We start from the raw sequence: 26,998 nt of genomic DNA, 5'->3' as shown, positions 1-26,998 counted from the left end.
CGGTGAGCGACACGGGAACGGACGAGGCGCCGTTGGAGCGCTTCCATCACGACGGGATCGAAGTCGCGGTACGACGCAGCGGAGATCGCGGCCCGGGCGTACTGCTGCTCCACAACGGCGGCACCTCGCACACCATCTGGCGCCACCAGATCACCGACCTCTCGGCCGACCATCGGGTGATCGCCATCGACCTACCAGGGTTCGGCGCCTCACCCATGCCCTCTCGACCGCTCGACATCAAGGCCCACATCGACCTGGTCGCCGCACTCATCGAGCACGACGAACTGCTCTCGGTGGCTCTGGTCGGCAATTGCATGGGTTCCGCCATCGCCGCCGGTGTCGCCGCACGCCACCCGAAGAACGTGCGCGCCCTGGTCATGATCAACCCCCTGACCGACGCGACGTTCCGCCGTGGTGGCCTCGGAATGTTCATGGCCCCCACCGAAGCCTGGACACCCGTGACCGCTCCGATCAGGGCGGCACTGCGTCGAATACGCGTCCCCCGCGCGGCCGCCCCCTTGGCCCTGCGTTTCCAGTTGGGCCCCGCCGGTGTCCGTGCCGGGCTCCACCGCGACCCCGAACTCACCGCCTGCATGCTCCGCGACGAGCAGACACCGGCCCTCGCCGACGTCCTCGCCGACCTACCCGGGAGCTACCGCATCGTGCGGGGCCCCGACGGCCCCCCGCTGTGCACCATCTGGGGCGCCCGCAATCGGGTCCTGTCACCGGTCGCCGGGGTCCGCCTCGACGCCCTGTTGCGTTCCGAACATCGCGTGCTCATCCGCGACGCCGGACACATGCCCATGCTGGAACGACCGGAGAGGGTCACCAAGGAGATCCGTTCCTTCCTGGCCGACACTCCGCGACACCGCATGAACCAGGAGACTCGCGGATGACCGAGCCGGACCCCACCGCCCCCGACCGAATCCGGGTCGCGGACCGCGTCCTGGAAACCGCCCGTACCGACCCCGGTCGTATCGCCATGGTCCAGACCGAGCAACGACGCGGCGGTGTCCTGACCCATCGCACGTGGACCTATGGCGAACTTTCCGACCGCGCCGAACGCCTGGCCGTGGGCCTGCGCGAGGTGGGCATCCGCGAAGGCACCCTCTGCTCGTTCATGGTGCCGCCGAGCTTCAACGCGCTCGTACTCGGAACGGCGCTCTTTCGGATCGGTGCCACTCTCGTGGGCATCGAGCCCTACAGCCACGGCCTTGGGCGAGTGGGTCACTGCCTCGACCGCGTCGGTCCCGAGGTCTTCTTCGGTACGCCACGCGCGCACCTGGCCAAGCGACTCTTCGGTTGGGGCAAGCGGACACTGCGACAGGAGTTCGTGGTGGACGGGTTCTGGCCCGGTGTGCGTTCCATGGACGAACTGGTCGTGGGCCGAGCACCCGACGAACCGAGGCCCGCCGACGTCGAGCCCGGTGATCCGGCCGTCATCGCCTTCACCACGGGCAGTACCGGCCCTCCCAAACCCACGGTGCTGCGCCAACGCAACTTCGCCGCCATGGTCGAGTCGGTCTCCAGCCAGTGGTCGCTCGGCGACGGCGGTGACGTGGTCGACATGCCCACGTTCCCCATGTTCTGGATCATCGCGCTCTCGGTGGGCGGGCAGGTCGTGGTCCCGCCGATGGACTTCACCACCAAGGGCCCCGGCGACGCCGATCCCGCAGCACTCTTGCGCACCATCACCGAACGCGGCGTCCGATCGATGTTCGGCTCCCCCGCGCTGCTACGGAACCTGTCGGAGCACGCCCGCCGTGAGTCCATCGAGGTGAAGAGCGTGCGCCGCATCGTCGCCGGCGGCGCCGAGGTCCAAGGGCCGCTGTACGCGGCGGTCCGGGACATGCTCGGCCCCGAGGGCGAGCTGTACTCCAACTACGGCGCCACCGAGGCACTACCGCTGTGCGAGATCGATGGCACGACGGTGTTGGAGGAGACCTGGGCACGCACCGAACGCGGTGAGGGCCTGTGCGTGGGCCCCGGACTGCCCGGGGTGGAGTTGCGGATCATTCCGGTGACCGAGGAACCCATCGCGAACATCACGGACGTCGAGGCCCTGCCCGTGGGCGAGATCGGCGAGGTGATCGCTCGGAGCCCGCACATCAGCGAAGACTACTTTCACGACCCGGCCTCCACCGCGGCGAACAAGATCGCCGACCCGGACGGTTCGGTGTGGCACCGGTTGGGCGACGTCGGTCGTCTCGACGAACAGGGCCGGTTGTGGTTGGGCGGACGCCGTTCGCACCGGGTCATCACACGGGAGAGGATCTACCTTCCGTTGCGAGTCGAGCCCGTCATCAACACCCACCCCGCCGTGCGGCGCGCGGCGTTGGTGGCCCTGCCCCGCGCGGGCAGCATCGCCCCGGTCGTGTGCGTCGAACGCGACACGGGTGATCGCCGTGACGCTTCGGTGATCGCCGCCGAACTGCGAGAACTCGCCGAGGCCCACGAGGCCACCCGGGGTCTCACCGAGTTCGTCGAGGTACGGCGCCTTCCGGTGGATCGTCGGCACAACGCCAAGATCGACCGCCCCGCTCTGGGTGCCCGGCTGGCCCGTCGACACGGATGAACCCGTGCCGCCCCGGTCGCCAAGGGTCGGTGATCCTCCACGTCGACCGATACGACCACTTCACACAGGTGCTCGATGAGAACCACGTCGGCCTCGGCACCGACGGCGTCCGTATGGCGCCCATCCCTTGTCGTCTGGTGCGGCCCTCGGAGATGGACCTCATGGCCAGGCCGGCCGACCTTCGTCTGGGCGAGCGTTCGGGAGGGTGGAACGGGCAACCCTTCACCACGTCGAGCCCCTTCCACGTCGGCCTCTACACACGCCCCTGATCCACTCCCGGTCCGGTCGAGGGCGAGACGCCGGTCGCGTCGGGGACACCGCTCGGAGAAAGAGCGAAAATTCGTGGTGTGAACCCCCATTGACAGGTTGTGACACTTGACACAACATTGGTAGCACTATTGGGAGCGCTCCCAAGTCGCATCGATTGGACCCCCCGCTCTATGAACCGAGTCAGATCGGCCCTCGCGCTCACCGCGACCGCCGCACTCACCACCGGCCTCTTGTCCGCCCTCCCCGCCCAAGCCGACGACGACCCGGTCGACCAGGTCGTCAACGGCGACTTCTCCAATGGCACCACCGGTTGGTGGGGCAGCCCCGAAGTGGATTTGACCGTCACCGACGATCAGGTCCTGTGCGTCGACGTCCCCGGCGACACCTCCGCCGCGTGGGACGTCATCGTCGGCCAGAACGACATTCCCCTGATCGAAGACGAATCCTACGAGCTCACCTTCACCGCCTCCGGTGACGCCCCCATCCGCGCCCTGGTCCAAGAACCCACCGAGCCCTATCGCACTTACCTGGACGAACGCGTCTTCCTCACCGAGGACACCGAAGAGCACGCCTTCGTGTTCACCTCGTCGGTGAGTCGCGAGGACGCCCAATTGGCCTTCCAGATCGGCGGCTCGGACGACCCCTGGACGTTCTGCCTGGACGAGGTCTCCCTCTTCGGCGGCGCCGAACCACCCGTGTACGAACCGGACACCGGTCCCCCGGTGCGTGTCAACCAGGTCGGCTATGTGCCGGACGGGCCCAAACACGCCACCGTGGTCACCGACTCCCAGGGCCCGCTCCCCTGGGAACTGACCGACGCCAACGGTGCGGTCGTCGCCGAGGGCGGCACTGAACCCCGAGGGATCGACGACACGTCCGGGGAGAACGTGCACACCGTGGAGTTCTCCGAAGTCACCGCGTCCGGCCAGGGGTACACGCTGAGCGTCGACGGGGAGACGAGCCACCCCTTCGCGATCGACGCCGACCTGTACGCGGATCTGGCCACGGACGCCCTGTCCTTCTACTATCCGCAGCGCAGCGGCATCGAGATCGACGGCGCCATCGCCCCCGGTTACGAACGCGAAGCCGGGCACGTGGGTGCGGCGCCCAACCAGGGCGACACCGAGGTCACCTGTCACCCCGCGACCCCCTGCGACTACTCCCTCGACGTCTCCGGCGGTTGGTACGACGCGGGCGACCACGGCAAGTACGTGGTCAACGGTGGCATCTCCGTCCACCAGCTGATGAGCATCCACGAGCGATCCCACACCGCGCCCACCGGCAACCCGGACCGGGCGGGAGACTCCACCCTGCGCATCCCCGAGACCGACAACGGCGTCCCGGACGTGCTCGACGAGGCCCGCTGGCAGATGGAGTTCATGCTGAGCATGCAGGTGCCCGAAGGTGAGCCGTTCGCCAGGATGGTCCACCACAAGGTGCACGACGAGTCGTGGACGGCCATGCCGATGATGCCCGCCGATGACCCCGAGCCGCGTTACCTGCACCCGCCGTCGACCGCCGCGACCCTCAACCTCGCGGCTACCGGCGCACAGTGCTCCCGTGTCTTCGCCGAATACGACGCCGACTTCGCCGCCACCTGCCTGGACGCCGCCGAGCTCGCCTGGCAGGGCGCGTTGGCCCACCCGGAGGAGTACGCCTCCGCGACCGGGGACGGCGGTGGCCCCTACAACGACGACGACGTCTCCGACGAGTTCTACTGGGCCGCGGCCGAGCTGTACCTGAGCACCGCCGGCTCCGAGTACTGGGACGCCCTCACCGACTACGAGCTGCACAACGACCCCGAGATCTTCACCGCCGACGGTTTCGACTGGGGTTACACGGCCCCCCTGGGAATGCTCCAGTTGGCGACCGTCCCCGCGGGCGTCGAAGGCGTGGAGGAGATCCGGCAGACCGTGGTCGAGGGCGCCCAGCAGTACCTGGCCAACGTCGACGAGCACCCCTACGGTCTCTCCTACGCCCCCGCCCACGGGGAGTTCGTCTGGGGTTCCAACAACCTGGTGCTGAACAACCTGGTCGTGCTGTCCGTGGCCCACGACCTCACTGGGCAGGACCACTTCGCCGAGGCCGTCCTCACCGGCATGGACTACATCCTGGGCCGCAACGCCCTCAACCAGTCCTACGTGACCGGGCACGGCACCAACGACGCGGTCAACCAGCACAGCCGCTGGTACGCCAACCAACTCGACCCATCACTGCCGAACCCGCCCGCCGGTTCCCTCGCCGGTGGCCCGAACTCCCAGACCAGCACCTGGGACCCGACCGCGCAGGCCAACCTGACCGGATGCGCACCCCAGTTCTGCTACATCGACCACATCGACTCGTACGCGACCAATGAGCTGACCATCAACTGGAACTCGACGCTGGCCTGGGTGACGGCCTTCGCCGTCGAGCAGTGACCCAAGGACACCATCCGAGGTGACGGGGCGGGTTCCGAACGGGGCCCGCCCCGCGCATGCCCGGGTGACCTCCGACCACAAACCTCCGGTGCGCCCTCTTTGCCCTTTTAGCCGTCTCACCAGCACGAACGCCGCACTCGTGTTCGGACGGCGTTTCACGATTCCACTCAAGGGCAGGGAGGGCGCCAAGGAGGTACCCGTGGAAACCCAAACCATAGTCATCATCGCGACGGTGGTCGTGGTCGCGGTCGTCCTCGCCGGAGGTATCGCATACTTCGCGCGATCCTCGATCCTTCCGGCCCGGCGCACCGCCAGGCTCAAGCAGCGCTTCGGCCCAGAGTACGAACGCGCCGTGGCGACCCACGGCGACACCGCCACGGCCGAACGCGACCTCACCGAACGGCTCGAGCACAGGAACACCCTCGAGCTCCGCAACCTCACCGACTCCGAACGCAGGGCCCACATCGACACCTGGACCGTGATCCAGCAGGAATTCGTGGACGCCCCGGTCCGTGCCGTGCACGACGCCCGTGGGCTGGTCGAAGCCATCATGCGCGACGTCGGATACCCCGATGTCCCGGGCGGCACCACCGATGACCACGGCTTCGAGCGCCTGACCAGGGTGTTGTCGGTGGACCACCCCTCCGCCGTCTCCGCCTTCCACCGCGCGCACGCGGCCGGACACCTCACCGGAGCCGACCGGGAACGGACCGAGAGCCTGCGTGAGGCCCTGGTGGCCTACCGCGGCCTGGCCGACTCCCTTCTCGGTGGTCTACCCCAGAGCGACGATGCCTCTCGGACCGAAGGAGCGCCCCCACCTCGTGGCCCCTCGGACCACGGCACGCCGGAGCGGTCGACTTCCGCCGGGAGCCGGTGGAAGTCGGTCCTGCCCGGAAAGACCAGGTGACCGTCCCCGGTCCCACCGAACGAGGAGAACGTGGAGGGCGTGGAGCCGCCCGGACCCGGGGCTCACGCCGCGCACGAGTCCGATGAACGAATCAGGAGGCACAGCAGATGGACTTCTCCAAGCAGCCCGATGATTCCCCCGACAGCATCCGAACCGAGAGTCGTGGAACGCGGGTCCCCGCCCCCGATCACGTCGACCCCTCCGTGAAGGATGTCAACGCCGAGGTGACCGACCCCGGCTCCCCACCCGCACGAGGAACGCGGGAAGCTGGACGACGTGAGCGCTCTTGGAGCGAACCCGCCGAGCAGAGTCACGGTACGTCCGCGAACGTCCCCCCGGCCCGGTCCGCCGCGAGGGACACCGTGTCCGCGAACCGAGAGGCTTCGACACCACCCGTGGAAGATTCCCCGAATGAACGGACACAGAACGATTCCCACTGGGAGCTCCGTCCGCACGGCTTGAAGCCCGGCCAGGTCCACGACCGCTGGAACCACGTGCAGAGCGACTTCGTCGACGACCCGCAGACCTCCATTCGTGAGGCGGACGCCTTGGCGGCCGAGGTCGCCGAGGCCGTGGTCACCGAACTGGAGGAACGCCGCACGAAGCTGCGATCCACCTGGGAGGGCGCTGGGATCGAAGACACCGAGACCCTTCGTCTGGCGCTGCGCGACTACCGCTCCTTCGTGAGGCATCTGAGCGGCGAACCCGGACGCGTCTGACCTGAGTCGAACCACTGCTCGGTGGGCCCCGCGCATCCTGGCGCGTCCCACCGAGCAGTGGCGTCGGTGGCGAATCCTCCCCACCCGTACGCCCTCGTCCCTGGGAACATCGCGGACCCACGGGGTCCAGGACCGAGTGCTATCGCCGTCAAGGGCCGGAACCCGTACTCCCGTTCTCCGGTGCTCGACGATCTAATCTCACTCGAATGAGGAACGAACGATCACTGACGGCCGGTGAGACGGCCGACCGTGTGAGGCGAGCCGTGGTGAGTGCGGTCGATACCGTCCAAGCGGCCCTGGACGCCATCGACCGGATCAGGCACCTGCGCGCCTTCGTCGAGGTCTGGCCACGACAGGCCCTGACTCACGCGGCGGAGGTGGACGCGGCGATCGCCGACGGCGCCCGTCTGCCCTTGGCCGGGGTCCCGTTGGCCGTCAAGGTTTCGGAGGGGACGAGGTCCCACCAGGCTCGACGTCTGATCGCGGCCGGTGCGGTGCCCATCGGTTCCACGTCGGTGCCCGGGCCTGGGACCCGGTGGAAGACCTGGGGACGCACGCACGAAGGCCCCACACTCAACCCCTGGTGCACCGATAGGGTTCCGGGTGGCTCCTCGGCCGGTTCCGCCGTGGCCGTGACCACCGGAGCGGTGCCGTTGGCGACCGCGAGCGACGGCGCCGGGTCCACCCGTATCCCGGCGGCGTGGTGCGGAGTCCTCGGTTACAAGCCGACCACGGGACTTCTTCCTGCCCGGGACCGGGCCGGCCTGACGGTCGGTGGACCGATCACGCGCACGGTCTCGGACGTCGAGCTGTACCGGAGTGCCGTACTCGGAGGTATCCCCGTCACGGCACCCGCGCACGTGCGTGTGGCGTGGTCCGCGACTCTCGGTTACAACCGGCCGGACCCCGAGGTGGTGTCGGTCGCCGAACGAATGCTGCGGTATTGGGCCCGGGACTTCGGGGCCACGGTAGTGGATCCCGACATCGCCCTCACCGATCCCGCGGAGTCCTGGCACACTCGGCGAGCACGGAACTCCCCCGGAGCCGATCCGGCCATCGAGCAGGCCGGAACGGCCGCGTTGGAGGCGCTCTTCTGCTCGGTGGACCTGCTCGCCACGCCCACGACACCGAACCCGCCCCACCCTCACTCCGGGCCGGGCGAAGTCATGAGCGTGGGTTTCACCTGGCTGTTCAACCTCACCGGCCATCCGGCCCTGAGCCTGCCGGCCGGCTTCACCGAGGACGGCCTGCCCGTGGGGCTGCAACTGGTCGCACGACACCACCAGGACGGTCTCCTCCTGGCCGTGGCCCGAGACGTCGAACGGGCGATCTCCTCCCGGCCGTGGCCACGCGCATGAGTTCTCCCGGGTAGGGCACTCGGAGTCCTTCTGGTGGCCCGGTGAAGGAACGGCCTGGAAGATGGTCCAAAGGTCGGCTCACGTCGATCACCGGGGGCGAGATCCAGGGTTCCCACTAACTGACATCATGTTCGTGAACCCCCTCAGAGATAGGGTTCACGGCCCGGAGCGGTAGCATTTGTGGCGGATTCTCCCCGTCCGCGTGCCCCGTTCCACCCTGGAGAAGGCCGTGTGACGGGTTCGCCCCGAACACGGAAACGGACGGCATGGACGCTGCAGAGACCCAGGTCATGACCAGGACCGGTGAGTTCACCACCACCCTCAGTTGGGAAACCTCGGTCCGGGGGCGTGTGGCGGCCGCCATGGATCGATTCTCCGGGCCCCTCGCGGAACTGGCCGAACGCGACGCCAACGATGGTGACACCCGGCTGCTGGTCGCCGACTTCTTCGACGTCGGACTGAACTTCAGCAAGTACCAGGACATGACCACCGAGTACCGCACCAGTGGTGACTCGATCGACTACGCGATCGTTCTGGATGGCAAGCTCTTCGCCCCAGTGGAGGTTCGGCGGATCGGCCAGAACCTGGACCTGCGCAACATCCAGATGTCCCGACGGGTGGCGGCCCAAGAGGGAGCGGAGTGGGTCTTCCTCACCAACGGGCGGGTCTGGCGGGTCTACCACCTGCGACCGGAAGGGGACGGGCACCTGCCGGTACCGATCATCGACGTCGATCTCTTGGACGAGGAGGCCCACGAGCGCAACGTCGACGGCCTCTTCCACATGACCCGCGAAGCCATCGAACACGGCAGGCTGGACGCGCTGCGTCGTTGGCGGGAGTCCGTCGAGGCCGCCCCTTTGGCGAAGGCCCTGCTCAGCGATGAGGTCGTGGCCGCGATCCGGGCCCGGCTACGCGAGGACACCGAGCACCCTGGGCACCTCGGAGAAGACGACGAGATCCGTCGTGCCCTCGGCGAGGACGTCCTCCCGAGCGCCCTGCTGAGCTGATCCGGTAGCCGGAAGGGTCGCTCTGAGCGGCCTCATCCACCGTGGTCCGGTACCTGTGGTCGAATTCGACGCTCCACCCGTGCCACAGGTACCAGAGCCTTACTCCAGGGGGATCCTCATGAGGCGGTCGTCACCGTCGTTCGGCGAACCCCAGGCGTCATGATTGCTCGTGCTCAGCCACAGGGCGTCCCCCTCGGGATGGGCGAGGACCGTGCGCAATCTGCCGAACTCGTCGACGAAGTGGGCCCGCGGTTCACCGACCTCTCCCTCACCGATCAGGGGCACCTCCCACAGTCGCGCGCCGCGCAAGGACGCCACCCAGAGGGAATCGCCCGCGATCGCCATACCGCTCGGTGAGGCCTCCGCGGGTTCCCAGGTGATCAGTGGATCGGTGTACTCCTCACCACCGCCGGGCCCTTCCGTGATGGGCCAACCGTAGTTGTCGCCCGCCTCGATCAGGTTGATCTCGTCCAGGGCGTCCGCGCCGAACTCGGTGGCGTAGAGGTCGCCCTCGCCGTCCCAGGCCAGTCCTTGCACGTTGCGGTGGCCGTAGGAGTAGACGTGGTCATCGAAGGGGTTGCCCGGGGCGGGCTCCCCGCTGGTGGTCATCCGCAGGATCTTACCGGCCAGGGAGTCGGTGTCCTGCGCGTCGTCCGGGTTCTGGGCGTCACCGGTGGCCACGTACAGGTGCCCGTCGGGACCGAAGGCGATCCGCCCCCCGTTGTGGGTATCGGCGGCGGGGATACCTTCCAGGATCACTTCGGCCTCGCCGAGTTCTCCCGCTTCCTCGTCGTAGCGGATGCGGGCGACCCGGTTGTCGGAGTCGGAGGTGAAGTACGCGTAGGCGTAGGGCTCCTCGGGGAAGTCCGGGTCCAACGCCAAACCCAGGAGACCGCCCTCACCACCATGCGAGACGCCCTCGACCGTGCCCGCCCCGGACGTGGTTCCGTCGGGGGCCACGAGGACCACCTCCGCGGAGTCGCGTTGGGCCACCAGCGCCGAACCGTCTGGGAGGAAGTCGATTCCCCACGGCACTTCGAGGTCGGTGACCAGGTCCTGGGGTTCGCCGAGGTCGGGAGGGCCGGCCTCGTTCGAGTCCGTCGCTCCGTCCTCGACCCGGCCGCCCGTCTCCTCGGCACCATTGCTGGAACAAGAGGTGAGGAGGAGGGCGATGGTACTCAGGAGCGCGAGGGCGTGTGCGGTGCTCCCGTTCTTTCCGGTGCGCAGGGGTCGGTGTGCCATGTCACGACCCTGCCCACTCGGGCGCCGGCCACTCCCCCTCCGGTGACCCTCACCGATCCTGGGAACCTCCGGTGTACTCCTGACCCTCACAGACCTCCTCCAAGAGACGTGCGACGTCGGTGAGCAGTGCGCTGTAGACGGGCCAATGCTCGCTACTCCACACCTGGCTCATGCGCTCACGCTCGGCGTCCACTTCGTCGAGTGCGGCCCGCACCAATCCACGCAGGTCCTCGGAGACCGCTTGGTGGTCCGGTTCCTCGGAGTCGTGCACGGTTCCGAAGACTTCCGAGGCTCGTTCCAACAGGGGGGCGAACTCCTTCAGGAAGGCTTCATCGGGCGCCGGCAGACGCGAACTGGAACGGAAGGTGGTGCGCAGGGTGCGTACCAGCGACTGCACGTGGCGGGAGGCACGGCTCAGGGCGTAGATCCAGTCTCGATAGTTCTCCAACTGCTCCACCGAGATCTCTCTTCGGGACAGGAGCCTGCGAGGGTTCCATCTGAAGCGGTCCTTTTGCCGGTAGACCGATTCCAGGGCGTTGCGCATGGTGCCGTCGAACCCGTCCGCCGCCCTGGTCCAGTGGTCCAGGTCCAGCCCTTCCTCGCCCTGACGCAATCCCACCGCCATCTCCTCGGTCAAAGAGCGCAGGCCATCGGCGAAGTCCAGGACCGCGTTCTCGGCGTCCCGGAATCGAATCGCGGGGGCCAAGGCGAGGTTGACCAGCAGGGCGCTGGCCGCCCCCACACAGACCATCAACAGCAGCGACCCCAAGTCCTCGGCGTTGGTGGCGGTACCACCGGCCAGCGCGAACGCCGCCACCACCGGAATCTGTGTGCCCTGCCCTCCGAAGAACCTCGACTGGCCCACCACCAAGGCGACCAGAACGACCAGGGCGAACGCCCAGACCTCGGGCCCGACGGTCAGACCGGTGAGCCCCGCCAACAGGGCACCGACGAACACGGCCGCGACGTAGCGTCCGGACTGGAGCATCGACCCGTAGACACTGGGCTGCACGATCAGCAGCGCGGTGAAGGGGGCGAAGCCGATCTGGGTGGACTCCCCCATGAGATAGGCCACCACGTAGGCGAGTGTGGCGGCCAAGGCGGATTTGAGGATGAGGACTGCGGTCTCGCGCTCGAAACCTCGTCTGCGGTAGGCGCGGATGGTCCCTCGCCGCAGCCATTCAGCGATCATGGGCACCCTCCCGAAGCACTTTTCGTATCCGGACCGCTACTACCCATGGAGTGGTTCGATGAACTTTTCGTGCACTCTCGTCGACGGACCGTGATGAAGGCCTCACCGGCCCGGCCGGGCGCTGCCCGCCGCTTCCAGTCCGCTCGGGACTCCAGGTCCTGGACGCCGGCCTCGACGGTCTTCGAAGTGGTGGAGCGTTGCCGCGTCGTAGCCACGGCGGACCCTGACCACTGCGACGGTGTCTCCAGGCCGGATCGACGCACCTCGTCGATCCCGGAAGGAGGGTGAGCCGACAAGGGGGAGGCCGCCGGCGGTGGTGCCGTCCTCACCACTTCCGGCGGCCATGATCACTCTTATATCCCGCCCGAAGGTGATGCGCCGGAGGACTGAGCGCCGCCAGGGCGGAACGAGGGGACGCGATGCCCGAGTGCGATTCTGTCCCTTTCAAGACCACAGGACCACCGACCAGTCGGCAATCCACGCCCTGAACACGTGCCGAGCCGCTCACGCGTTCTCGTAGACCCCGTTCAACCGTTCCATGTCCACGATCACCACGTGCCGGTAGCCCGACACCAGCAAACCCTCGGAACGGAAGCGGCGGATGGCGTTACCGACCGCGTCGGTACGGGCCCCGATCAGTTTTCCCAGATCGGTGTGGGAGAGCCGAACTCCCAGGGCGGTCCCTTCCCGGGTGGGGACGCCGTGGCGTTCGGCGAGGTCGACCAGGACCCGTGCCAGGCGGGCTTCGACCTCGTAACCGACGAATTCGGCCCGGTGACGGTCGGACCACTCCAAACGCTCGGCCAGCATCGCCATCAGCGCACGCCATGCTTCGGGGTGTTCGGTCAGGAAGGACTCGAACACCGAGTGCGAAAAGACCCGCACCGACAGTGGGGCGCAGGAGGTGACCGTGGCCACCGCCGGGGCATCGCGGAACATGCTGAGCTCACCGACCAGGTCCCCACGCAACCGGATCCCGAACATCGCCTCCGTGCCGTTGCGCAGGACCGAGGTGACCTTCGCGCAGGCCGCGTCCGAGGTTTCACCTTCCGCCGGTGGTCCCAGGAGCATGACCTGTTCACTGTCATCGCCTTGGGAGATGAGGATCCGGTTGGCCGCCAGGTAACGAGGTTCCGCCAGGCAGAGGAGGCGCTCCGCTGCGTGGCATCCGATCCTGGACATGAAGGTGCCCGGTGGCCAGTCGGTCATGTGTCCTCCGATCATCCCTCCTCATCATGCCCGGAGGAGCGCCGGCTCCCACCGACAGAGGAGACGGTCAAGGGGACCCGTGGTCTTCCCCTCCTCAAGGGTCGGCTCAGATCCTTTCGCCGATCAACTCCACCCCTTCAGCGCCCTTGGTCGACTCCTCGACCTCCGACCACATCATCCGCGCCGGCATGGGTTGTCGGCCACGGACCCGCGACGACTCCTCACCGAATCGGAACAGCACCGCGAAGTCCCGTGGAAACGCGTTCGGATCCGTGCCGAGGAACGACCCCACCTTGGTGGATCGACAGGCCTGCGACCAGGGTCGGATCGGTCGAGACCCGTTCACTCGATTGTTTGAAACGCCGGTGAGCGACGCCGTGTCCGATCGCGCCCCGGACGGCGGGTGGGGCCGTCCGGGTCGGCCCCACCCGATTCACCTATTCATCGAGGTGCTTGTCGACCCAGGCATCCAAGGGCTGATCCTGGATCGCCGCCGCCATCAACTCCGGGAACACGTCCGGACTACAGGCGAAGGCCGGGACCCCCATATCGGCCAAGGCGGCGGCGTTCCCACGGTGATAGAACGGCGCGCCTTCGTCGGACAACGCCAGCAGCACCACCACCTGCACCCCGGCGGCCTTCATCGTCGCCACCCTCTTCAACATCTCCTCGCGCACGCCACCCTCGTACAGGTCGCTGATCAGCACGAAGATCGAATCCTGGGGCCTATCGATCAAGGTCTGGCCGTAGCCGATGGCCTTGTTGATGTTGGTACCGCCGCCGAGCTGGGTTCCGAACAACACCTCCACCGGATCGGTGAGCTGTTCGGTCAGGTCCACCACGGCGGTGTCGAACACCACCAGCGAGGTCTTGAGCGTGCGCATCGAAGCCAACACGGCTCCGAACACACTCGCGTAGACCACCGAGGACGCCATCGAACCACTCTGGTCGATGGCCAGCACCACGTCCTTTCGCACCCCCTGGCTCCGTCGCCCATGGCCGATGAGGGTCTGCGGAATCACCGTGTCGTGCTCGGGCAGGTAGTGCGCCAGGTTGCGCCGGATGGTGGCGTTCCAGTCGATGTCGGCCACTCGACGCGGTCGGTGTGTCTTGGTCGACCGGTCGATCGCGCCCTTGATCTGGGAACGGGTCTTCTGCGCGACCCGTTTCTCCAAGTCCTCCACGACCTTGCGCACGATCGCCCGCGCGCTCTCACGCGCCTCGGCCGGCATCACCCGATTGAGCGAGAGCAACGTCCCCACCAGGTGCACGTCCGGCTCCACCGACTCCATCATCTCTGGTTCCAGCAACAGCTGGTGCAGACCGAGCCGGTCCATCGCGTCGGACTGCATCACCCGCACGATGGAGGACGGAAAGTACTCGCGGATGTCCCCCAGCCAGCGGGCCACCCTGGGCGCCGAACCACTGAGGTCGGCCCCACGGTCACCGGTGCCGCCACCCCTTCTGGCGGCACCCTCGCCACGGTTGTACAGCGCGCCCAGAGCCGTGTCCATCGCCTGATCACGCTCGGCCAGGGACACACGGCCCGATCTCTCGCCGAGGACCAATCGCCAGCGGCGAGCCCGTTCGGTGGGGGTCGTGGCGCTCACGCACCGCTCCTTTCGAGTAGTCCCAGCACGGCCGCGACGGCGGGAGCCGCACGTACGTCGTCCACGGGACGCCGCGCACGGCCTTCGGTGATCCGGGCACCGTCCTTGCGGGTCACCGCCGCCCCGATTTCCTTGCGTTCACCGGAGTCGAAGGCCCCGAAGGTACGCCGCAGCAGTGGCAGGATCGCGACGAACCGCTCTTCGGGCAGGGCCAGGAGCCAGGTGTCGATCAGGTCGAGCAACTGGTCGTCGTGTACGAGGATCAACCCGCTCCCCTGAAGGAACCCCTCCAGCCAGGCGACCGCGCGAGTGGGATCGGTGCCCGCCGACATCACCAGCCCGAGCCGTCGGCGCAGCTCCGGAGCCTCCACCCGACCGGCGTCGGACAGAAGCCGGTTGATCCTCCCGGCGATCCGCCCGGGAACGCCGTCCCGAACGGCCAGGTCGGCGAGGCTGTCGAGCCAGGCCGGCAGGTCGTCGTCCAGGAGGGTGGCCGCGTTGTGCGTGCGGTCGATCGCCTTGACGAACTCGGCCGCAGCGTCGTCGTCCAGCCCACGCACGGCCGGGGCCAGACCCGCGCGCACCCGGGCCAGGATCTGTTGGGCGACGGTGCGCAGATGACCGCTGTCGGTCCCGCGCACGTCGCCGTAACGGGTGGAGCGCGCCAGCGGCGGCAGCGCCGACATCAGGTGGGTGATGTCACCATCGGTGGCGGCCCGGTCGGTGAGCCGGGCGAGCACGGCGGGCAGCGCCTCACCCAGCTCGGCGAACAGGCACTGTTCGGTGAGCGCGGTGAGGGTGGGTAGTTCGGCTTCGGCGGCCAGTTCCGCGACACGGGCGGACGCGGCGGAAGCCACGGTGGTTCCCCAAGGCGCGGCCTCGATCAGGGCCACGTCCATGTCGGGTTCCCAGCGCAGTCGCCAACTCTCCCGGAAGGTGCCCCGCTGACCACCATCAGGGATGCGCGGCGACCCCCACTCGATTCCGATCAGCCGGAGCCGGTGCAACAGCACGCTACGTTCGCGCTGGCTCTCCTTGCGCAGATCCAGGTCGAGGTCACGATCGAACGCCTCGGGCTTGAGCCTCAACCGTTTCTGGAGGGCCATGAGGTCACGCTGCAACGGCACCATGGGGGTGTCCGGCGGAATCGAGCCGAGACGTTCCCCGATCTTCATGCGTTCATGGATCAGTGCCGCTCGGGTCGGTTCTCCTTCACAGAGGACGGCGGTGACCGCCTCGGCGACCTCGTCGAGCCCCGCGAGGGGACGACCGCGCAGGACCGCGAGGCTTTCGGCCAAGCGCACGCCTTCGATGACGTGCGAGGACGAGACCTGTTGGCCCTCCTCCCGAAGCAGGCGGGCGGCTTCGGTGAGCCATCGATGCACCGGCAGGTCCGGGGCGGTGAACAGGTGGTGGTACCAACCCGGGGAGGTCACCCCCGCGCCATAGCCACTGGCGTTGGCGAGCCGCCCATGGGTCCACGGCACCCAGGTGGCGGTGGTCTTGACCTTGGGCAACCCTTTGAGCAGGGCGGTGTCGTTCTTGATCGAATGGTCGGACAGGTCACGTAGGGCGGGGGCGTGCCAGGCCCCGCAGACCACCGCGATCCGCTCATGACCCTGCTTGAGGGCGGCGCGCAGGGTCTGGCGCATGTAGGCCTCACGACGTGCGTCCCGACCGGTCTCGGGACCGGTCTCGGCGCGCACGGCCGCCATGGCGTCGGCGATCGCGGGGAAGGGCGAGGGTTCACCATCGAGGCGTTGTTCGACGACGTCGTCCCACCAGCGTTCGGCGTCGTCGTAACCGGCGGCCTCGGCGAGCACTCCGAGCGGATCCATCCGAACCCGGGGTGTGTCGACGGTGCCGGGTTCTCCGGATCTCTTTTCTTCCTCGCCCGAGGAGGCCTCGGGGTCGGCGGCGGACGGAGCCGGTTCCTCCTCGGTGGCCTTTTCCTCCGCCTCGGCGAGGGCGATGCGTTCGGCGAGCGTGTGCGCGGCGGGCAGGTCGCAAAAACGCACCGGGACGTCATTGTCGTGAGCGTGCCGTAGAGCGACCCACTCGGGTGAAAAGCTCGCGAACGGCCAGAAGGACCAGCCTTCTCGGGAGCGTACCGAGCCCGCCTCGGGGGTCTGGGCCAGATGCACCAACAACGCCACCGGTGGCTCCAGGCCATCCACCAACGAGGTCAGGGCGTCGGCCTCGGGCGGTCCCTCGATGAGCACGAGGTCGGGTTCGATCTCCTCCAGGGCGGCCCGCACGGCCCGGGCCGAGCCCGGGCCGTGGTGGCGTACGCCCAGGACACTCACCTTTTCGGAGGTGTTTGATCGGGGACGTCCCATCAGGCTCCCACCTCACGGCAGGCCTTGTAGAAGTCGCTCCAACCCTCGCGCTCGCGGGCGACGGTCTCCAGGTACTCGCGCCACACGACCCCATCGGCTACCCGGTCCTGGACGACGGCGCCTTGGATGCCGGCGGCGACGTCGGCGGGGCGCAGCGTCCCATCACCGAAGTGCGCGGCCAGGGCGATGCCGTTGGTGATCACCGAGATCGCCTCGGCGGTGCTCAGGGTGCCACTGGGTGACTTGACCTTGGTGGTGTTGTCCTCGGTGACCCCGGAACGCAATTCGCGGAAGACGGTGACCACGCGCTGGATCTCGGTCAGCCCGGCGGGCACCTCCGGCAGCTCCAGCGCTCGACCTAGCTGTTCCACTCGCTGGGTGACGATGCGGACCTCGTCCTCGGCGCTGTCCGGGACCGGCAGCACCACGGTGTTGAATCGGCGTCGCAGGGCACTGGACAGGTCGTTGACGCCTCGGTCGCGGTCGTTGGCGGTGGCGATGATGTTGAAACCACGCTGGGCCTGCACCTCGATGCCGAGTTCGGCCACGGGCAGCGACTTCTCCGATAGCACGGTGATGAGGCCGTCCTGCACGTCGGAGGGCATACGGGTGAGTTCCTCGATGCGTCCGATGGAGCCGCGTGCCATGGCGGTCATGACGGGACTGGGTACCATCGCCGCCTCGGAGGGGCCCTCGGCCAGCAGGCGGGCGTAGTTCCATCCGTACCGGACGGCTTCCTCGGACGTGCCGGCGGTTCCCTGGACCAGCAGGGTGGAGTCACCGGCGATCGCGGCGGCCAGGTGTTCGGACAGCCAGGTCTTGGCCGTGCCGGGGACACCGATGAGCAGTAGGGCGCGGTCGGTGGCCAGGGTGGCCACGGCGACCTCCACGATCCGACGCGAACCGATGTACTTGGGGGTGATCTCGGTGCCGTCGTCGAGGGTGGTGCCGAGCAGGTATCGCGTGACCGCCCACGGGGACAGGTTCCAGCCCGGGGGACGCCGGCGGTCGTCGACCTTGGCCAGCGCGTCGAGTTCGGCGGCGTAGGTCTGCTCGGCGTGAGGACGCAGGGCGCTGGAGGCGGGGGTGGTGGTGGAGGTGGTCACGAAAGCTCCTTGTGCATGTCGAGGCGGAATCGGAGGGCGTCGCGTAGGCGGAGGTAGGTGTGGGCCTCTTCCTCGTAGGGCGGCTGCTCCGGAAGAAGGTCGAGGTGTTCGGGGGGCATGTACGCGGTGATGGCCTCGGCCAGGGCCCGGTGGTCCGGAACGTTCACCGGCACGGTGAGGTCGAGGGGGTCCAGGAGCCTGCCGATGACGGCCTCGGAGAGTTCTCTGGTCCAAGGGGTCTCGGCGGCCATGAGCGCGTGGCCCAGGGTGCGGTGTTTCTTCACCTGTTCGAGGGCGGCGAGCATCCGCTCGCACCGCTCGGCGGGGGGCAGCGTGGCCAGGAGCGACCGAATCCGTGGCCGGTTCAGCTTGTGGACGCTCGCCTGGAACATGTGGGGCAGCCCGAGCTCGGCGTGGTCGAGCACGGCCCGCGCCCACTCGGCGTCCTGGTGCAGGCAGACGGATTCCACGAGCGCGTCACGCAGCTCGGGGTGGTCCTCGACCAGGTCGAGGACACCCGCCGGGTCGGTGTCGAAGCGGTCGGTCCACACGTCCAACGGAGCGTGGACCACCAAGACCTTGGTGCGTTCCCAGCGCTCGATGTCCGGACGTACCCCCTGCTCGGGTGTGGCCAGGGCGAGGTCACGCAGGAGGTCGGCCCGGGTGGTGTCCAGGTAATCGACACCGATCGGCCGTGGGGCGTCGGGGGCGACGCGCAGGTGTTCCCGCAGGTGGGCACGGAGCCGGTGCGCGTGTGCGCTGTCGGACAGGCGGGTGATCAGTGCCAGGGCTCTGCCGCGAACGTTGGCGTTGCGATCGTCGAGGGCGGTGTCGAGCAGGGGCGCGTCCTCGACCTCCAAATGGGGTTCGAGGGCGTCCAAGAGCCCGCGTCGAACCTCACCCTTTCTTTCGTGCGGCCAGGTCTTGGCCAGTAGTTCGTGGGCCTTGGCGGGGTTCTGGGCGCGCAGGGCGAACAGGGCGCGACGGCGCTGCCCGAAGGTGCCCTTCTCCCAATCCTCGTCGACGAAGACGTCGCCCGGCAGGGGTTCGGCGGTCACGAAGGCCCACGCCTTGTTGAAACCGGCCAGCCAGGTGGCCCGTGTCCCCGTGGCCGCGGCCACCGCGGGTCGTAGAACACTGTCCCGAGCGGCACGTTCGAGCAGGTCGGGGAGCCTGCTGTGGGGCACCCTGCGGCCACTGCGCACGACCAGGCCCAGCCATTCGGGCAGGAGTTCGGACCGGTGGTCGAGGACGAGGTCGAGCCGGTGGGTGGCGGCCTCACCGACCTCGGGGCGAGGGTCGGGCTCATCCGAGGCGATGGGGGTCGCGGTGTGCTCGGTGTATCCGGCTCGGGTCCGGACCGTGTCCAAGGCGGCCAGGTCGAGCAGCGCTGCGGCGCTCTCCGTGCGTTCGGGCAGACCGGGAGGGGTGGTGATGGTTCGTCGGGCGGTGCCGACCAGGGCGGTGGACACCAACCGCTCCCATTGAGGGGCTCGGTCGGTGGGCTCGTGGGGGGTCACAGGGTGATGGCCTTTCCTTCGTCGTCCCACAGCGTCATGGGGGCCAGGCCGGTCCTGGGAGACCATTCGGCGATCACGGTGGTGGGCCCGCCGCCGGTAATCGCGAGCAGCCGCCACAGGTCACCGGGCTCCAGGGGCAGTGCGGCCCCATCGCGGTCGGCCAGGTACCAGCCGCCATCACGGGCGGGAACGGCGTCGGCCAGCACCACGGGCCAGGTGTCCAGCCACGGGTCGATGGCCAAGGCCTCGGCGTAGGTGTCCAAGGCCTGGGCGATGGTTTCGCCCGCCGGCCGGGAGAGGGGACGTTCGGTCATTCGTCCGGCCCGGACCGCCCTTCGTCCGTCGGGGTGGAAGGCGAGCTCCCCCTCGACCTCGGTTCCGGAGCGGAACGGGCTCTGTGGAGTCTGGGAGGGTTGGGCGTAGGTCAGGGACAGGGCCGGGCGTCCGGTGTCGATTCCGCGCAGCCACGTCCTGCGCACGCGCATGCCGTCGGGGGTGAGACCGTCCCGATGACCCAGGACCCGCCAGGTATCACGGACCCGTTCACCGGAGGCGAGGACCTCCTCCGATCGGATGCTGATACCGACCCGGGAACGCAGCACGGCGCGGGTCCGCTCGTCGACCTCGTCCCTGGCGAGATAGCCGTCGACCAGTAGGTGGAGCATGGCGAGGCGCTCCAGGAGGAGGTCGGGCCAGTGGTCGTCGCCGCCCCGTTGGGGCAGCTGGGTGACCAGGGTGGCCGCTCCGGCGGCCTTGGCGTCCACCAGGCGTTTGGCCATCCGGTCCCAGTGTTCGTAGCCCAGTCGGGGCACTTCGGCCAGACCGGCGTCGACCTGATCGTGGAGCCACACCCGTAGTTCCTCGACCCCCCTGCCCACCGACTCCTCCCTGGCTCGCAGGGTGGCCGCGGCCTTTTCCGGGTCGACGGCGGCGGGGGCACCGGTGGCGGCGCGTTCGGCGCGGGCCTGGCGCCCAAAGAGCCACTTGGTGACCCATTCCGGCCGGTCCTCGCGTTCGGAGACCGAGTCCTGAGCCCACAGGACGAGCAGCGCCAAGACGTGCTTACAGGGGATCTTGCGGCTGGGACAGCTGCACTTATAGGCAGGCCCTCGACCTCCGTCCAGGTGTACGGCGGCCAGGTATGGCTTGGCTCCACTCCCCTTGCACTCACCCCAGACGGCGGAGTCGCCGCCGCCCTCGGCGGGGATCGTGCCGCGCTCGGGCCAGGAACCGATCTTGGCCACCTTCAAGGCGGCCTTACGGGAAGAGGGGTCAGGCGCCAGAGCCCAGACTTCGTCGGTACTCCATCGATCGCTCACAAAGAGAACACTAGGGAGCACCGGTGACAATCCGAGGGCCTCCGGGGCTCCCGGGGGGGCGCTCGTACCCACCACCGGAGCGGCTCAGCGAGCCGAAAACGGCGGAATCACCCAACCGAATATTCTTTCCCCCTTTCCATTATCAAAAGGGCGAAAGAATATCGTGCTGTTGAAAAAAGATCGGGATCGGAACTAGAATGCCACAACCGCGGTGACCCATCCCCGAGCACTTCCCCTTTCCCGCAGGGCCCGCCTCCCCTTCACATCACCACGGCAGCATCACGTCTTCTCGAAGGGAGGGAAGCGGCCCGTGAACCCTCATTCCCGGTAGTCCGCGCCCCTGATGACCACGATCCGATCCGACGGGGAGAACACCGTCTCCCCTCCCGACCAAGACCACCCGGACGACGTCGTCCGCCTGTACGGGACCACGCCCAGAGGGCGGGACGACCTGTGGGGACGGCTCCGTGAACGGCACGGCCCCATCGCCCCGGTCGAACTCGAACCCGGGGTCCGCGCCTGGCTCCTGCTCGACTACCAGGAGAATCTCACCGCCCTCCAACAGACGCACCTGTTCTCCCGAGACACCCGGCGCTGGCGGGAGGCCGTGGAGGGACGTGTCGATCTGGCCAAGACCCTCCCGATGATGTCCTGGCTGCCCAGCGCGCTGTTCGCCGACGGTGAGGAACACGCCCGGCTGCGCGCACCCATCATGGACGGCGTGGCCAGGATCGACATGACCGCCATGGCCCGGACCGTGCGTGGGATCGCCGACGAACTGGTCGACACGTTCGTGACCCGGGGCGAAACCGATCTGGTCGCCGAGTTCGCCGGCCCGCTTCCGGTCCTGGTGATCAACCGCCTCTTCGGCCTGCCCGACGGTTACGGTCACATGCTCGGGGACCTCACCGCGACCGTCTTCGGGGAGAACGCCGCGCGCGCCGAGGAAGCGCTCGAACGCATGCAGCAGTACTTCGCCGGTCTGGTCGCACGCAAAGCGGAGAACCCCGGCCACGATCTGGCCACCTGGATGCTCAGGCATTCCTCGGAACTGAGCCCGAGCGAGGTCGCCTACACGGCCGCCCTCATCATCAGCGCCGGCCACATACCCACTACCCACCTCATCGGCAACACCATGCGCACGTTGCTCACCGACGACCGCATTCGCTCCACCCACACCGACGCGCTCCTGTCCACTCAAGACCTTCTCGATCACGTCATGTGGACCGACACGCCCTTCCAGGTCTTGGCCGGCCGGATCGCTCTCCAGGACATGCGGATCGGTGGCGCACGGATCCGTACCGGGGACGCCCTGTTCGTGGGGATCGACGCGGCACACCGTGACCCGGCCGTGCGGGGGCATTCCGACCCCGACACCGGGCTGGCCAGCGGACGCCGCGCCCACCTGGTGTTCGGGGCGGGACCGCACAGTTGCCCCGCCCGTTCACTGGGTCGTTTGATCGCGTCGACCGGGGTGAGCGTGCTCCAAGAGCGGCTCAGCGGCCTACGCCTGGCCGTGCCACCGGAGGAGCTTCGACTGGTGAGTTCACCGTTCCTGCGAGGGCTGCGGGAACTACCGGTCGCCTTCCGACCTGGCCGTACCCACGACCCGCTTCCCCCACAGGAAAGGCAGATGGAACAGGTCCCGGCCCTGGCGGAGGAGGAAGAACCCCCCGAGGACCTGCTCGGGCGCCTGCTCAGCTGGTGGCGCGGGCTGCATCGGTGAGGCGGCCCCGCCAGGAGGTGGGGCCGCCGGGCCGGATGATGCCGACAGCGATAGCGGGACCGGCGAAAAGCCTCTCAAGGGGCCTCGGGCACCGGCGTCATGTTGCGAATGGGATCGGCCAGCTCGTTCTCGAAGAAGGTGAAGAAACCCTCCGGATCGGGGCCGGCGTTGATGAGGGCCAAGTGGTCGAAGCCGGCCGAGACGAACTGACGGACCACCTCCAGGTGACGCCCCGGATCAGGGCCGTAGCCGAACACGTCGGCCATGGCGTCCCGGCTGAACAGGGCGGTCGCCGCCTCGAAGTTCACCGGGTTGGGCAGCTCCGACTGGACCTTCCAACCGGTGAGGGCGAAACGGAACATCTCCCGCGCCGATTCCAGCGCCGTGCCGTCGTCGGCCGCCCAGGCCAAGGGCACCTCCCCGTAACAAGGACCGTTGGCGCCCTGAGCACGATAGGTCTCGGTGAGCGTGGTGCTGGGTTCGGTCCCAAAGAGCCCATCACCGTACCGGGCGGCGAAGCGGGCCGATTTCTCCCCGCCGGCGGCCACCACCACCTTCGGTGGCCGCTCGGGAAGGTCGAACACCCGGGCGTCCTCCAGAACCAGGTGTTCGCCCTTGTAGGAGTGGTAGCCACCGGACCACAGCAGACGCATGATCTCGATCGCTTCACGCAACATCTCGTGGCGTGTGGTCACGTTGGGCCAGCCACGCCCCACCACGTGTTCGTTGAGACGTTCCCCCGCCCCGACCCCCAGGGTGAAACGTTCACCGCAGAGCAACGCCGTGGTCGCGGCCGCCTGCGCGATGATCGCCGGATGGATCCGCAAAAACGGGCAGGTCACACCGGTGACGATCTCGATCCGTTCGGTCCGCTCGGCGATGGCGGCCAGCATGGACCACACGAACCCGGAATGCTGGTGACTGAACAGCCAGGGGTGGAAGTGGTCGCTGATCTCGACGAAGTCGAAACCCACCTGCTCGGCGCGTACCGCCTGTTCCACGATTTCCCGAGGCCCGTAGCCCTCGGCGAAGAGCTTGTAGCCGACTCGCATGAGTACCTCCTCCACGTGCTGCCCTGACCGAGGCCGCGTATACGGAAACGCCGGCGAGAGAAAAACACACCCGGCATGGAATGCTCCGCCACGGCAAAGGATCGGTCCGGGGAGATCGTCCGCGTGTGTGCTCCCCCCATCGATCGGGCAGGGCGCCCAATGGAGAGGAGGCGACATGAACGACACACGACCGCCGGCACAGAGTCAGCCGCACCCCGGGCGAACCGAGCCCATGGACCCACAGCCTCGCGACGAGATGCGCGACTACGAGGGGAGGGGCCTGCTCCAGGGGCGCAGAGCCTTGATCACCGGGGGTGACTCCGGAATCGGTCGCGCCGTGGCCGTGGCCTTCGCCAAGGAGGGGGCCGACGTGGTGTTCGGCTATCTGAGCGAGGACGCCGAGGCCCAGCACACGGCGGACCTGATCCAGGCCGAGGGCCGCCAAGGCCTGGGGGTCCGAGGCGACCTGGCCAAGGAGGCGGACTGCGTTCATCTGGTGGAGCGAGCCGTCGAACGGCTCGGCGGTATCGACGTCCTGGTGGAGCACGCCGCCACGCAGCGACCGGTCGAGGAATTCACCGACCTGACCACCGAACAGTTGCGGCGGACCTTCGACGTCAACGTGATGGGAGTGTTCTGGACCGTTCGTGAGGCACTCCCGCACATGCCGAACGGGGGCTCGATCATCATCACGGGGTCCATCAATGGCCTGCGGGGCAACGACACCATGACCGACTACGCCGCGAGCAAGTCGGCCGTCATGAACCTGTCCTTGTCACTGTCCCAGGCGTTGAGAGGGCGCGACATCAGGGTCAACTGTGTGGCCCCGGGGCCGGTGTGGACTCCGCTGATCCCTTCCACACTCGGGGAGAAGGGCGCGGAAGGGTTCGGGAAGCAGGCGCCCATGGGGCGAGCCGCCGACCCGGACGAGATCGCACCCTCGTACGTGTTCTTCGCGAGCGACCGACTCTCGTCCTACTACACGGGCGAGGTCCTCACTCCGACCGGGGGCGAGATCCAGGGCAGCTGACGCCCACACCGGTGGACGCACGCACGGTAAAGGGCGGCGCACGGAGAGAGTCGTGCGCCGCCCTTTACCTTGTCGGACGAGCTCAGTGGGAGCTCCGGGCCCGTGAGGTCCGGGTCCGGCTCTCCTTCTTCAGCGCATCCACCAATTCATCCTTGTTCATCCGCGAACGTCCGGGAATGTCCAGTTGTTGGGCACGCTTGTAGAGGTGCTCCTTGCTGGCGTTGGCGTCGACCCCACCGGCCGTGGGCCGCTCCGGCCCCGGTCGACGGCCGGCGCTCGGGTTCTTCGCCTGAGCGTCCGAGGGGCCCTTGGACTCCTTGGCCTCCCAATGGTCACCGACCTTCTCGAACTCGTGCTTGAGCGCGGAGAAGGCGACCCGGTGGGCGCGTTCCCCCTCCCCGTACTGGTCGACGGCGCTGTCATGCGCCTTGATCCAGGTGCGCTGGGCCTTTTTCGGCGACCGACGCAGCGTGTCCGGAAGCTCGCTTGATCCTGGCATCGTCCTCACCCCCGTTGATGAGCTCTCCGCCGGGTGGTCCCTGTCGTGTTCCGCCATGCCCGAAGCTCGACCTTTGGAAACACGACAAAGCCATTCAACTGGGCATACGCGGACACTGGTGGTTCAACGGATGCGCGTTCACACATTCGACCTCATAGTCGAACCCACGTCCCGAAGAGTGACAAAGGGAAGGCCGATTTCCCCGAAAGTCCTTTTCCCGGGAAACCCCCGATCCGCGACCTCCCCAAGGAACGCGGATTCCCGCTGCACGAGAAAGGGAAAAGACGTGCGAACCGACTCTCCCCCGTCCCCCATCCCCGCTGAGCGGACCCGCTCTGGATCCCGGGCTCGCTCCTGGGTGTCCGCGGTCGCCGTGAAATCCGCCCTGGTGGTGGGTCTGGCCCTGTTCGGCGCGGGCGCCACCGTCGCCCCCGCCCAGGCCTCCAGCCCCTACGAGCGCGGTCCGGACCCGACCGAGCGCAGTGTCACCGCGATCCGTGGGCACTTCGATACGGACACCACCAGCGTCTCGTCACTGAGGGCTCGTGGCTTCGGCGGCGGAACGATCTACTACCCGACCGACACCAGTGAAGGCACCTTCGGTGGTGTGGTCATCGCCCCCGGTTACACGGCGAGCCAGTCGTCCATGTCCTGGTACGGACACCGCATCGCCTCCCAGGGCTTCGTGGTGTTCACCATCGACACCAACACCCGTTACGACCAGCCGAACAGCCGTGGCCGTCAGATCGAGGCGGCGCTCGACTACCTGGTAGAGGACAGCAGCGTCACCGACCGTGTGGACGGCGACCGTCTGGCCGTCATGGGCCACTCCATGGGCGGTGGCGGCACGCTCGCCGCGGCCGACGCTCGCCCCGAACTCCGTGCGGCGATCCCGCTCACCCCGTGGCACACCAGCAAGAGGTGGTCCAACCTGCAGACCCCCACGCTGATCATCGGTGCGGAGAACGACGTGACCGCGTCGGTCCGCTTGCACTCCATTCCGATGTACGAGAGTCTGCCCAGCTCGCTGGACCGGGCCTACCTGGAACTGCGCGGTGCGAGCCACTTCGCGCCCAACGTCTCCAACACCACCATCGCCAAGTACAGCATCTCCTGGCTGAAGCGCTTCGTGGACGAGGATGAACGCTACGAGCAGTTCCTGTGCCCGCCGCCCAGGACCGGCTTCGGCACCGACTTCTCCGACTACCGGGACTCCTGCCCGCACGGCGGCTGATCCCCGCGTAACGAAGGCCCGCTCGGCGGCCCGGAGGAAACCCCCTCCGGGCCGCCGTTCGGCGTGCCCGTACACGCTCGGGCCACGCCCTGTCCTGAGTCGTGACCACACAGGAGGGTGCGCTCACCTCGGGTGGGGTTCGAGGGGGCTGGAGGTGGGGTCGGGGCGCGTTGGGTGGGATGGGGGTTGGGGTTGTCGGGCGGGTTTGGGGTGGGTTTTCCCCCTTTCCCGGCCGCGTGATGGTGGCCGCCCGCCCCGCACGCGTCAAGGCGATGTTGAGTTGCTGTGGTCGCTGGGCTGGTGGCCTTGACTCATGCGGTGCGGGCGGCGGGTTGGCGGCTATCGGGAAACGGGGAAGGTGTGGTCGGGGGGCAGGGCCCTTCGGGGCCGGCCTTCGGCTGGCCCTTTCCGGCCTCTGGGCTTGGCCCGGCCCCTTCGGGCCCCGTCCGGCCGCTGGGCGGCCGGATGCCTGCCCGTCCGTCTGGTGGGAATCGGTGGGCGCGTCCCCGTGGGCGTCGGCAGAGCAACGACAAGCCCGGACCAGGTAGGGATGGGTGGCCGGGCACGTCCCCGCCGTGGCCGGCTCCGATATCGGCCTGGGCCTGGGCCCTGACACCCCCGGCGTCTTTTCTTCCGCCCTCTTCCGCGATGACGCTTCTATGTCAAA

Annotated in this window: 22 protein-coding genes; 11 read left to right on the top strand and 11 right to left on the bottom strand. The window is 68.2% G+C overall.

Translation table 11 applies throughout. The annotated features are described in order from the left end of the window. Positions 1-2 precede the first annotated feature (2 nt). From D472_RS0109610 to D472_RS0109575, 8 genes are all read left to right on the top strand, one after another. Entirely contained in the window at positions 3-896 is an 894-nt protein-coding gene (locus tag D472_RS0109610; protein ID WP_017604270.1) for an alpha/beta fold hydrolase, read from the top strand. Continuing rightward, positions 893-2,575 carry a fatty acid CoA ligase family protein gene (locus tag D472_RS0109605; protein ID WP_017604269.1) on the top strand — a complete coding sequence of 561 codons (1,683 nt, stop codon included), beginning with the start codon at positions 893-895 and terminating at the stop codon, positions 2,573-2,575. Before D472_RS0109610 ends, D472_RS0109605 begins: the two co-directional genes overlap by 4 nt. 29 nt (positions 2,576-2,604) lie before the next feature. After that, complete coding sequence (locus D472_RS0109600; protein ID WP_017604268.1) at positions 2,605-2,844, top strand: hypothetical protein; 240 nt, start codon at positions 2,605-2,607, stop codon at positions 2,842-2,844. A 171-nt stretch (positions 2,845-3,015) separates the two neighbouring features. Then, positions 3,016-5,262 carry a glycoside hydrolase family 9 protein gene (locus D472_RS0109595; protein ID WP_017604267.1) on the top strand — a complete coding sequence of 749 codons (2,247 nt, stop codon included), beginning with the start codon at positions 3,016-3,018 and terminating at the stop codon, positions 5,260-5,262. Positions 5,263-5,461: 199 nt separating this feature from the next. Further along, entirely contained in the window at positions 5,462-6,169 is a 708-nt protein-coding gene (locus D472_RS25180) for a hypothetical protein (RefSeq protein WP_051045989.1), read from the top strand. Between the two features lie 395 nt (positions 6,170-6,564). Next, the gene (locus D472_RS28135; RefSeq protein ID WP_152447924.1) at positions 6,565-6,888 is read left to right on the top strand and encodes a hypothetical protein; all 324 of its coding nucleotides are present in this window, start codon (positions 6,565-6,567) and stop codon (positions 6,886-6,888) included. Positions 6,889-7,094: 206 nt separating this feature from the next. Further along, positions 7,095-8,246: an amidase gene (locus tag D472_RS0109580; protein WP_017604264.1), complete on the top strand. Its 1,152-nt coding sequence runs from the start codon at positions 7,095-7,097 to the stop codon at positions 8,244-8,246. Between the two features lie 266 nt (positions 8,247-8,512). Continuing rightward, complete coding sequence (locus D472_RS0109575; protein WP_017604263.1) at positions 8,513-9,253, top strand: hypothetical protein; 741 nt, start codon at positions 8,513-8,515, stop codon at positions 9,251-9,253. 99 nt (positions 9,254-9,352) lie between these two features. Here the strand turns inward: D472_RS0109575 and D472_RS0109570 are convergent, their stop codons facing one another. The 9 genes from D472_RS0109570 to D472_RS0109530 all read right to left on the bottom strand — a co-directional run bounded on the left by D472_RS0109570 (position 9,353) and on the right by D472_RS0109530 (position 20,715). Beyond that, positions 9,353-10,495: a PQQ-dependent sugar dehydrogenase gene (locus D472_RS0109570; RefSeq protein ID WP_017604262.1), complete on the bottom strand. Its 1,143-nt coding sequence runs from the start codon at positions 10,493-10,495 to the stop codon at positions 9,353-9,355. A 49-nt stretch (positions 10,496-10,544) separates the two neighbouring features. Further along, on the bottom strand, positions 10,545-11,687 hold the full coding sequence (locus D472_RS0109565) for an FUSC family protein (RefSeq protein WP_017604261.1): 1,143 nt from the start codon (positions 11,685-11,687) through the stop codon (positions 10,545-10,547). Positions 11,688-12,191: 504 nt separating this feature from the next. After that, entirely contained in the window at positions 12,192-12,896 is a 705-nt protein-coding gene (locus tag D472_RS0109560; protein ID WP_017604260.1) for a Crp/Fnr family transcriptional regulator, read from the bottom strand. Positions 12,897-13,002: 106 nt separating this feature from the next. Beyond that, positions 13,003-13,242 carry a hypothetical protein gene (locus D472_RS28825; protein ID WP_017604259.1) on the bottom strand — a complete coding sequence of 80 codons (240 nt, stop codon included), beginning with the start codon at positions 13,240-13,242 and terminating at the stop codon, positions 13,003-13,005. A 91-nt stretch (positions 13,243-13,333) separates the two neighbouring features. After that, positions 13,334-14,506 (bottom strand): VWA domain-containing protein, encoded by a 1,173-nt coding sequence (locus D472_RS0109550; protein WP_017604258.1) that lies wholly within the window; start codon positions 14,504-14,506, stop codon positions 13,334-13,336. Further along, a complete protein-coding gene (locus tag D472_RS0109545; protein ID WP_017604257.1) occupies positions 14,503-16,845 on the bottom strand; it encodes a DUF5682 family protein in 2,343 nt (780 codons plus the stop codon). Before D472_RS0109545 ends, D472_RS0109550 begins: the two co-directional genes overlap by 4 nt. Further along, entirely contained in the window at positions 16,845-17,951 is a 1,107-nt protein-coding gene (locus D472_RS0109540) for an ATP-binding protein (protein ID WP_017604256.1), read from the bottom strand. The genes D472_RS0109545 and D472_RS0109540 overlap by 1 nt, the downstream gene beginning before the upstream one ends. Beyond that, the gene (locus D472_RS0109535; protein ID WP_017604255.1) at positions 17,948-19,471 is read right to left on the bottom strand and encodes a DUF5691 domain-containing protein; all 1,524 of its coding nucleotides are present in this window, start codon (positions 19,469-19,471) and stop codon (positions 17,948-17,950) included. The genes D472_RS0109540 and D472_RS0109535 overlap by 4 nt, the downstream gene beginning before the upstream one ends. Next, the gene (locus D472_RS0109530) at positions 19,468-20,715 is read right to left on the bottom strand and encodes an SWIM zinc finger family protein (protein ID WP_026117535.1); all 1,248 of its coding nucleotides are present in this window, start codon (positions 20,713-20,715) and stop codon (positions 19,468-19,470) included. The genes D472_RS0109535 and D472_RS0109530 overlap by 4 nt, the downstream gene beginning before the upstream one ends. A 418-nt stretch (positions 20,716-21,133) precedes the next feature. Here D472_RS0109530 and D472_RS0109525 point away from each other — a divergent pair, with 418 nt between their 5' ends. Beyond that, positions 21,134-22,516: a cytochrome P450 family protein gene (locus D472_RS0109525; protein ID WP_017604253.1), complete on the top strand. Its 1,383-nt coding sequence runs from the start codon at positions 21,134-21,136 to the stop codon at positions 22,514-22,516. A gap of 74 nt (positions 22,517-22,590) precedes the next feature. Here D472_RS0109525 and D472_RS0109520 read toward each other — a convergent pair whose 3' ends face one another. Further along, on the bottom strand, positions 22,591-23,568 hold the full coding sequence (locus D472_RS0109520) for a TIGR03557 family F420-dependent LLM class oxidoreductase (protein WP_017604252.1): 978 nt from the start codon (positions 23,566-23,568) through the stop codon (positions 22,591-22,593). 175 nt (positions 23,569-23,743) lie between these two features. Here D472_RS0109520 and D472_RS0109515 point away from each other — a divergent pair, with 175 nt between their 5' ends. After that, on the top strand, positions 23,744-24,598 hold the full coding sequence (locus tag D472_RS0109515) for an SDR family oxidoreductase (RefSeq protein ID WP_017604251.1): 855 nt from the start codon (positions 23,744-23,746) through the stop codon (positions 24,596-24,598). A gap of 82 nt (positions 24,599-24,680) precedes the next feature. Here the strand turns inward: D472_RS0109515 and D472_RS0109510 are convergent, their stop codons facing one another. Beyond that, the gene (locus D472_RS0109510; RefSeq protein WP_017604250.1) at positions 24,681-25,097 is read right to left on the bottom strand and encodes a ChaB family protein; all 417 of its coding nucleotides are present in this window, start codon (positions 25,095-25,097) and stop codon (positions 24,681-24,683) included. Between the two features lie 388 nt (positions 25,098-25,485). Here D472_RS0109510 and D472_RS0109505 point away from each other — a divergent pair, with 388 nt between their 5' ends. Further along, the gene (locus D472_RS0109505) at positions 25,486-26,331 is read left to right on the top strand and encodes an alpha/beta hydrolase family protein (protein ID WP_449406497.1); all 846 of its coding nucleotides are present in this window, start codon (positions 25,486-25,488) and stop codon (positions 26,329-26,331) included. Positions 26,332-26,998 lie beyond the last annotated feature (667 nt).

It is taken from the genome of Nocardiopsis alkaliphila YIM 80379, assembly GCF_000341005.1.
GTDB lineage: Bacteria > Actinomycetota > Actinomycetes > Streptosporangiales > Streptosporangiaceae > Nocardiopsis > Nocardiopsis alkaliphila.
This window is presented reverse-complemented; position numbering and strand designations above follow the sequence as displayed.

What these genes read in the sequence shown, in the direction of transcription:
- D472_RS0109545 (WP_017604257.1), bottom strand. Translation starts at nt 16,845, where the DNA reads ATGGGACGTCCCCGATCAAACACCTCCGAAAAGGTGAGTGTCCTGGGC.
- D472_RS0109595 (WP_017604267.1), top strand. Translation starts at nt 3,016, where the DNA reads ATGAACCGAGTCAGATCGGCCCTCGCGCTCACCGCGACCGCCGCACTC.
- D472_RS0109520 (WP_017604252.1), bottom strand. Translation starts at nt 23,568, where the DNA reads ATGCGAGTCGGCTACAAGCTCTTCGCCGAGGGCTACGGGCCTCGGGAA.
- D472_RS0109560 (WP_017604260.1), bottom strand. Translation starts at nt 12,896, where the DNA reads ATGACCGACTGGCCACCGGGCACCTTCATGTCCAGGATCGGATGCCAC.
- D472_RS0109525 (WP_017604253.1), top strand. Translation starts at nt 21,134, where the DNA reads ATGACCACGATCCGATCCGACGGGGAGAACACCGTCTCCCCTCCCGAC.
- D472_RS0109575 (WP_017604263.1), top strand. Translation starts at nt 8,513, where the DNA reads ATGGACGCTGCAGAGACCCAGGTCATGACCAGGACCGGTGAGTTCACC.
- D472_RS0109515 (WP_017604251.1), top strand. Translation starts at nt 23,744, where the DNA reads ATGAACGACACACGACCGCCGGCACAGAGTCAGCCGCACCCCGGGCGA.
- D472_RS0109510 (WP_017604250.1), bottom strand. Translation starts at nt 25,097, where the DNA reads ATGCCAGGATCAAGCGAGCTTCCGGACACGCTGCGTCGGTCGCCGAAA.
- D472_RS0109565 (WP_017604261.1), bottom strand. Translation starts at nt 11,687, where the DNA reads ATGATCGCTGAATGGCTGCGGCGAGGGACCATCCGCGCCTACCGCAGA.
- D472_RS0109580 (WP_017604264.1), top strand. Translation starts at nt 7,095, where the DNA reads ATGAGGAACGAACGATCACTGACGGCCGGTGAGACGGCCGACCGTGTG.
- D472_RS0109605 (WP_017604269.1), top strand. Translation starts at nt 893, where the DNA reads ATGACCGAGCCGGACCCCACCGCCCCCGACCGAATCCGGGTCGCGGAC.
- D472_RS0109570 (WP_017604262.1), bottom strand. Translation starts at nt 10,495, where the DNA reads ATGGCACACCGACCCCTGCGCACCGGAAAGAACGGGAGCACCGCACAC.